Raw genomic sequence first — 7,236 nt, 5'->3', positions numbered from 1 at the left:
CCTCGCCCGCCCCCGCCCGCTGGACCGCTTTTAACCCACAACAACGGGCGGGGGGGGGCCATCGCCCGGCAGGCGCGCCGCAGGCTCGCCCCACCGCCCCAGCGGGCGGGCGCGCCGCCGTCCGCGGCCGGTCGGCTCTGCCACGATGGGGATCATGAACCCGTTGTCGAGCCGCTGGTGGGCCGGACTGCCGCCGGCGGCGGGCGCCGTCGTGATGGCCACCGGCATCATCTCGGTCGGCCTGGAGCTGCTCGGCCACCACGCCCTCTCGCTGGCCGCACTCGTCCTGACAGCCGCCGTCTGGCTGCTGCTGGCGGCCGACTTCGCCGTCCGGCTGGTCCGCGACCGCAGCGGCTGGACGGCGCTCTCCCGCACCCCGGCGTCGCTCACCGCGGTCGCCGCCACCTGCGTCCTCGGCACCCGGCTCTCGCTGTTCGGCCGGCAGCACGTCGCCGCCGTCCTGCTGGCACTGGCCGCGGTGGCCTGGCCGGTGCTGCTGTACACGGTGATGCGGCACTGGCACCGGCCGATGCCGGGACCGGCGTTCCTGGTCTGCGTCGCCACCCAGGGGCTCGCCGTGCTCGCCGGCACGCTGGTGCTCGCCGGCCGCGGCGACTGGCTCGGCCGGGCCGCGCTCGTGCTGTTCTGCCTCGGTCTGCTGCTCTACCTGGAGGCGCTCGCCCGGTTCGACCCCCGCCAGGTGTGGCTGGGCGCGGGCGACCAGTGGATCGCCGCCGGGGCGCTGGCGATCTCCGCCCTGGCCGGCTCCAGACTGGTCGCCTCGACGCTGTGGTCGTCCACCGTGCACACCGTGCTGCGCGACGCCACCCTGGTCCTCCTCACGCTCGACCTCGGCGCCTACGCGGTGCTGCTCGCGGCGGAACTGCTGCGGCCCAGGCCACGGTACGACGTCCGGCGCTGGTCGACGGTCTTCCCGCTGGGGATGACCGCGGTCGCCGTGCTCTCCACCGCGTCGGCCGCCCACGTCGCCCGGCTGCACACCGTCGGCGAGGTGCTGCTGTGGGTGGCGGTGGCGGCCTGGCTGCTCACGGCCGGCGCTCTACTGGCCACCGGGGTTCGACAGGAGCATCCCTGATGGTGCGTCATATCCGGTGTGGGGTCCGGCCCGGGGGGGGGGGGGGGCGCGGGGGCGGGGGGCGGGGGGGGGGGCCGGGGGGGGGGGGGGGCCCGCCGGGTCCCCCCCCCCCGCGCCCCCGGGGGGTGGGGGCCCCCCCCGGTGTCCCCCCCCGCGGGGGGGGGGAGACCCCCCCCCCGGACCGGTGCGGTGTCAGCGCCCGCCGTTGACCACCGCACTGGAGACGGCGCCGGTGCGCAGCCCCCACTTGTCGAGGATCTTGTCGTACTCGCCGTTGCGGATCAGCTGGTCGACGGCCTTCGCCAGCGCCGTGCGCAGCTCGGTGTCCTGCTTGTTCAGCGTGATCGCGTACGGGCTGGACTGCAGGCTGCCGCCGGTCAGCTGAAACCCGCCGCCCTGCTCGGCGGAGGTGTTGTACTGCGCCACCGGGTAGTCGTTCAGGTCGGCGACCGCGCTGCCGTGCGCGACCTCGTCCAGCGCCTGCCTGTCGGTGCCGAGCAGGTGCACGTCGAGCTTCTGCCCGGACCGGCTGCAGGCGCCGACCTGCCGGGTCGCGATCTCCGCCTGCACCGTGCCGGTCTGCACGGCCACGGCATGCCCGCACAGGCTGTCCAGGGTGGTGACGCCGGCCGGGTTCCCGGCCTTCACCAGCAGGGAACTGCTGGTGATGAAGTAGTCGATGAAGTCCACCCCGGGGTTGGCCTGGCGGCCGTTGTCGTCGATCCCGCTCTGCCGGGGCACGGTGTCGATCACCGCGGACATCGCGATGTCGATCTCGTGGGCCTGAACGGCCGGGATCAGTTTCTCGAAGGGCAGGTCCACGAACTCGATCTTCAGGCCGAGCAGTTTGCCGACCGCGTTCGCGAGGTCCGGGTCCAGGCCGGCGGGCGCGCCGTCCGAGCCCCGGAAGTCGACCGGAGGGTAGTTGAGGTACGAGCCGATCCGCAGTACACCGGCCTTGCGGACGGCCGGGGGGACACGGTCGCGCAGTCCGGCGGCGCCGTCCGCGGCCGGAGTGAGGGAACTCGCGCAGCCGGAGAGCAGCAGACCGCCCACGCTGACGGCCGCCAGCGCGCGTGCGGGCATGAGGGTGTCGTGCATGGTGAAAGGGGCTTCCTGAGGGAGGGAAGAGTGGTGAGGGCACGCAGATGGCACTCACGCCGCCGAGGCCGCAGGGTTACGCGACGCGGACCTGGTCCCGTCACCGGAGGCCGCCGCAGGATGTGCGGGCGGCCTGGTCGACCGAGGTACGCCACCGGGGGCGGACCGCTCATCCTGCCACCCACCGGACCCGCGGCACAGCCCGGGTCCCCTACCCGCAGGTAGCGCCCGTCGGCCTCCGCGGGCCGTGCCGACGCCTCCGGTGCCCGTCCGCCCGGGGCGGGTTGGGCTACCCGCGGGCCGTTCGCCCCCGGGCGGGTGCGGCTACCCCCGGGTCGCCCGGTCGGCCCCCGGCGCGGCCGCGGGCGGCCGGTCCAGCACGGTGAAGCGCAGGCCCGCCGCGGTCAGCCGGTCGATCAGCGCGGGCCCCATCGCGGCGGCCGTGGTCAGCTGGCCGGCGGTCGCGGGCAGGTCGTCGTAGGCCAGGCAGAGCGCCGACTCGGCGAGCATCACCGCCGTCTCGGTGTAGCCCGGATCGCCGCCCGACACCTCGGTGCAGACCCGGCCGTCCGCGTTCTCCGCGACGAACCTGACGGTGAACCACGAGCGGGCCCGCTGCTCCGCGCTCGGCCCCTGTCCGGGCCGGCGCAGCGCCGAGAGCGCCCGCCGGGCGGCCGGGAACTGCGCGGCGACGGCCAGGAGCGCCACCGCCGCCATGCCCGCGAGCGCGACCGGCAGCCGCTTGACGGCGGCCGCGTGCCGGTAGCCGAAGTCCGGCCCGTAGCGGTCCAGTGCCGCGGCCGAGCGGACCACGACCTGTGGATCGATGGTCGGCAGCGGCACCGTCCAGGCGTGCGCGGGGCGGGACCGGCCCGGAAGGCCGCCGATCGCCCGGATCCGCCGGCCGGCGGGCCGCGGGTCGGCCGCCCGCCGCTCCCGGGCGGCCAGGGCCGTCGCCCGCGGCCGGGACATCGCGGTCAGCGCCGAGGCGAAGGTGCCGCCGGAGATGGTGCCGCCGGCCCGCACGAAGCCCTGCACGGACAGCCGCCCGGCCGGGCGGCCGGTGCGCCGCAGCAGCTCGTCCACCGTGAACAGCACCCCGAGGTCGTGCGGCACCGAGTCGAAGCCGCAGGAGTGCACCAGCCGCGCCCCGGACGCGACGGCCCGGGCGTGGTGCCGCAGGTACATCCGGTCGACGAACTCCGGCTCGCCGGTGAGGTCCACGTAGTCGGTGCCGGCCTCGGCGCACGCCGCCACCAGCGGCTCGCCGTATCGCAGGTACGGCCCCACCGTCGAGATCACCACCCGGGCCGAGCCGGCCACCTCGCGCAGCGCCACCGGATCGGCCGCGTCCGCCACGAGCAGCGGCAGGTCGGCGCAGTCGGGCCGCAGGGCGGCCAGCCGGGTGCGGACGGCCGCCAGCCGGTCGGCGTCCCGGCCCGCCAGCGCCCACCGGCAGCCGTCGGGCACCGCGCGCGCCAGGTACTCGGCGGTGAGGCCGCCGGTGAAGCCGGTTGCCCCGAACAGCACGAGGTCGTACGGGCGCGACACGGCCATGGTGATCCCTACTCGCGGGTAATCGACGACGGGCCCACGCTAGGCAGCCGGATGAACCGGTGTCAACGGTCGCCGGGTCAGTGCGCGATCGCCTCGATGAGCTCCTGCGCCCCCTGCCGCTTGAGCGCCAGGGCGGTCGAGGTGCCCAGGTCCTCCGGGCTCAGCGCGCCGGCCCACTCGTGGGCGTCCAGCACGCGCTTGCCGTCCGGCGAGAACACCCGCCCGCGCATCGACAGCCGCCCGTCCGACTCGGCCCGGGCGTACCCGGCGATCGGCGCGTTGCAGTGGCCCTGCAGCACGTGCAGGAACATCCGCTCGGCGGCCGCCTCCCGCCAGGTGTCCCGGTGCCCGAGGCCGGCCACCGCGTCGATGGTGGCATTGTCGTCCTCGCGGCACTGCAGGGCCAGGATGCCGGCGCCGATCGGCGGGCACATCGCCGCGACGTCCAGCACCTGGCTGATCCGCCCCGCCAGGCCGATCCGCTCCAGACCGGACACGGCCAGCAGCAGCGCGTCCGCCTCGCCCGCGTCCAGCTTCGCCAGCCGGCTGTTGGCGTTCCCGCGGATCGGCACGCAGACCAGGTGCGGGTGCGAGGCCGCCAGCTGCGCCACCCGGCGCACCGACGACGTCCCGATCCGGGTGCCCGGCGGCAGCTCGTCGAGCGTCAGACCACCCGGATGCACCAGCGCGTCCCGGATGTCGTCGCGCTCCAGGTAGGCGGCGAACACCGTGCCCGCGGGCAGCGGCCGGTCCGCCGGGACGTCCTTGAGGCAGTGCACCGCGAGGTCGGCCTCCCCGGCGACCAGCGCCGCGTCCACCTCCTTGGTGAACGCGCCCTTGCCGCCCAGCGCGGCCAGGTCCCCGAGCCAGCGGTCGCCCGAGGTGGTCACCGGCAGCACCTCGGTGCGCAGGCCCGGATGGAGGGCGGCCAGATCGGCGCGGACCCGCTCGACCTGGGCCAGCGCCATCGGGGAGGAACGGGTCACGATGCGGATCGGATCGGCCATGCGCAGATGATAGGGCGTCAGACTCCGGGAGGAGAAAGCCGCACCTCCGCGGCGTGGTGATGTGGTACGGCCGTCGGCAAGGCGGTCCGGTCGTGCGTTCGGTCGTTGCTGCGCACGGTCCGGTCGTGCCTTCAGTCGCCGCTGCGCATGGTCCGGTCGTCACGGCCGTCACTGTGCACGGCGCGGCGCCCCGGCTCCGGACGGGGACCCCGACCACGCGAACAGGACCAGCGCCGCCACCGCCGCCAGTGCGCACCAGGTCGAGGCGAACGCCAGCCGCCACACCACCGCGCACACCACGGCCCCGATGCCGGTCACCGCCCCGAGCAGCCGCAGCACCCGGTCGCCGCTCACCAGCAGCGCGCCGACGGTGGCCGCCAGATAGCCGACGGCCCACACCGGAGCCCACGGCACACCCACCGCATACGCCAGCGTGTGCCCCCTGACCTGCACCGTCACCGGATCGCGCAGCACCGCCACCGCCAGTGGAACGGCCACTGCACACCCCACCACCGCCAGGGCCGCCGTCCGCCGGGGCGCCCCGGGACCCGCCGCGCACCGGACCCCGAACGGCACCAGGACGGGCAGCAGCACCAGAGCGACCAGCGCCCAGGCCGTGCGCGCCGCCTGCGCGGCTCCCGGACCGATCCGCCCGTCGGCGCCGAGCCAGACCAGGGCCTCCAGCAGCTGGTGCACACCCAGCACCAGCGGGAGCGCGGCGAGCGGCAGCCGCCGTGGGTCCTTCACCCGCAGCAGGCAGGCCACGCCGACCCCGCCGACCAGCACACCGGCCACCGCGTCCGCCCCGGCGCTCCAGCACACCGGCCACCACCTCCGCCCACCGGCCGCGGCCGGCACCCCGTCCTCCTAGTGGTCCGAATCCCGGCCGTCCCGGCCGCCGGCCGGGAGGTCGGCCAGCGTGCTCCAGAACATCAACTCGTAGGCCTGCAAGAGCCGTCCGTACTCCCGTCCGGCCGTCCCCGCCGCCGCGAGGTCGAGCGTCGCAAGGGCGGCGGCGACGGGATCCTCCGCTCCGCCGCCCTCGACCTGGCCGCCCGGCGGCTGCCCGTCGCCAGCGGGCGGCGTGGCGAAGTGGTCGAAGAACGCACAGGCCCGGTCGTCGAATCCGTAGTGCCGGCGCAGCCCGCTCGCGATCGTGGCGCAGTAGCCGCCCCAGGCAGCGAAGTTGGCGGCGAGCGCGACGATCACCCCGGCCGGGTCGCCGTTCAGCGCCAGCCACGCCAGATAGGCCGGGTACGCCTGGCACCCCGGCAGCGGCTCCCGCTCCACCAGCTCACGGCGGGGCAGCCCGCAGCGCTCCCCGAACCCGCCGAGCAGCTCCAGCGCGCGGCTCTCGCCCGCCGCCGACTCCGCGAAGAACGCACCCGCGGGGGAGTCCGCGCACCGCGCCGCGAGCACCAGCAGGCTCCGCCGATCGCTGGTGACGATGCGGTACTCCTGGGCCGCCAGCTCCGCGAGGACCCCGATCGGCGCGGTCCCGGCCGCCACGGCCGGGACCAGCCGGTTCGCGTCCGCACCGGGCGCGAGTTCGCGGGTCACCTCCGCCACCAGCCGGTACGGGTCCCGACCCATCCGCCGTCCTCCTCGCTCCGTCCGGCTCCCGGTGGTGGGTTCCTGCCCGCCGTGGGCCGTGGGCCGTGGGCCCCTGGTCGTTGGCCGTTCACCGTCGGCCGTTCGCCGGGGGCCGTTCGCCGTCGGCCCGGACGCCTCCGACCGCTGTGCCCATCGTGCCCCGGTGAGCCGTTCGCCGGGCGGCCCCATCGGCCGCACACCCGGTCCTTCACTCGTTCGGCGGTACAGGTGGCCGGTGCAGTTGGCACCACCGGCGACCTGGGGCTGACCACCGTTCAAAGACGGGTGCCTGCCGTATCGTCCGCCCGCCGTGCGGCGACCAGCATGGTCGATCAGAACTGCCGGTCCCGGGACGCCCGGCGGACACCTCTGGACGGGGAGAGCGCGATGGCGATGACAGCAGACCGGTGGGCGGCGCGCAGGGCGGTGGTCCGGCTGACCGCGGCACTCACGGTGCTCGGCCTCGCGGGGGCCACGGCGGCCGCCGCACCCGCAGCCGCGGCAACGACGCCGCGGCGCGCAGCCCCGGACGACCGGGCCGGCCCCGCACCTGCCGTGCACTGGGACGGCACCTGGCAGGCCGACGGCTACGGCCGCGTCCTCACCGTCCGCGGCGGCGTGCTGACGACCTACGACCTGACCTCGGCCGGCTGCCTCCCCGGGTTGCTGACGGCCCGCAGCGCCGGGCCGCCCGACCGTTCCGGGGCGCTCCACCTCCTGGTCGACGGGCGGGCGGGTCGCACCCACCCGGCCGGCCGCCCGGGCCCCGCCCCGGGGGGGGCCGCCCCCGTGACCCCGCGGGGCGGGGGGGCGCGGCCCCGCGCCCCCAAACCCCCGCGGGGGGGCGCCCGCGGCCCCCGCTTCCGCACACCCCGACACGGA

Annotated in this window: 6 protein-coding genes and 1 pseudogene; 2 read left to right on the top strand and 5 right to left on the bottom strand. The window is 76.4% G+C overall.

The features are described from left to right. Window positions 1-145 precede the first annotated feature (145 nt). Window positions 146-1,096, top strand: a complete 951-nt coding sequence (locus tag ACFV0G_RS26440) for a tellurite resistance/C4-dicarboxylate transporter family protein (RefSeq protein ID WP_380552879.1) — start codon at window positions 146-148, stop codon at window positions 1,094-1,096. 192 nt (window positions 1,097-1,288) lie between these two features. Here ACFV0G_RS26440 and ACFV0G_RS26435 read toward each other — a convergent pair whose 3' ends face one another. The 5 genes from ACFV0G_RS26435 to ACFV0G_RS26415 all read right to left on the bottom strand — a co-directional run bounded on the left by ACFV0G_RS26435 (window position 1,289) and on the right by ACFV0G_RS26415 (window position 6,354). Then, complete coding sequence (locus tag ACFV0G_RS26435) at window positions 1,289-2,197, bottom strand: ABC transporter substrate-binding protein (RefSeq protein ID WP_380552876.1); 909 nt, start codon at window positions 2,195-2,197, stop codon at window positions 1,289-1,291. A 324-nt stretch (window positions 2,198-2,521) separates the two neighbouring features. Further along, a complete protein-coding gene (locus ACFV0G_RS26430) occupies window positions 2,522-3,754 on the bottom strand; it encodes a saccharopine dehydrogenase family protein (RefSeq protein ID WP_380552873.1) in 1,233 nt (410 codons plus the stop codon). A 77-nt stretch (window positions 3,755-3,831) separates the two neighbouring features. Then, window positions 3,832-4,761, bottom strand: a complete 930-nt coding sequence (gene hemC / locus ACFV0G_RS26425; protein ID WP_380552870.1) for a hydroxymethylbilane synthase — start codon at window positions 4,759-4,761, stop codon at window positions 3,832-3,834. 168 nt (window positions 4,762-4,929) lie between these two features. Continuing rightward, window positions 4,930-5,583, bottom strand: a complete 654-nt coding sequence (locus ACFV0G_RS26420) for a DUF6629 family protein (RefSeq protein WP_380552867.1) — start codon at window positions 5,581-5,583, stop codon at window positions 4,930-4,932. Window positions 5,584-5,628: 45 nt separating this feature from the next. After that, window positions 5,629-6,354, bottom strand: a complete 726-nt coding sequence (locus tag ACFV0G_RS26415) for a transcriptional regulator (protein WP_380552864.1) — start codon at window positions 6,352-6,354, stop codon at window positions 5,629-5,631. A gap of 387 nt (window positions 6,355-6,741) precedes the next feature. On the opposite strand from ACFV0G_RS26415, the pseudogene ACFV0G_RS26410 reads away from it, so the two are divergent. Continuing rightward, window positions 6,742-7,236 (top strand): annotated as a pseudogene (locus tag ACFV0G_RS26410) (hypothetical protein); the annotation flags it as partial.

The sequence above is a fragment of the Kitasatospora sp. NPDC059571 genome, from assembly GCF_042735675.1.
Taxonomy (GTDB): Bacteria; Actinomycetota; Actinomycetes; order Streptomycetales; family Streptomycetaceae; genus Kitasatospora.
The sequence above is the reverse complement of the archived record's forward strand: the minus strand, read 5'-3'. Positions and strand labels throughout refer to the sequence as shown.